1 pseudogene is annotated in these 243 nt (G+C 40.3%); it reads left to right on the forward strand.

Annotation, left to right across the window (positions count from 1 at the left end):
* Positions 1–243: pseudogene (locus tag AAEY88_RS15145) on the forward strand (alpha-glucosidase); the annotation flags it as partial.

Here is a 243-nt window from a genome sequence, read left to right on the forward strand (position 1 = left end):
ATTAACTTTTGTTATCACGATGCACAACTTCGCGATAACCCAGCTAAACCAAAAGATAAGCGCCAGGGTCGTGGTTTTAGTGAAGATAACCCATACGCATTTCAGTATCATTACTACAACAACACTCAGCCAGAAAATATTGAGTTTATGCAAGACATTCGCACATTACTTAATAAATACCCAGGTACTGTATCGCTTGGCGAAATCTCATCAGAAGATTCATTGGCGACAATGGCGCAGTAC

It is taken from the genome of Psychrobacter sp. CAL346-MNA-CIBAN-0220 (assembly GCF_040309805.1).
Classification (GTDB): Bacteria; Pseudomonadota; Gammaproteobacteria; order Pseudomonadales; family Moraxellaceae; genus Psychrobacter.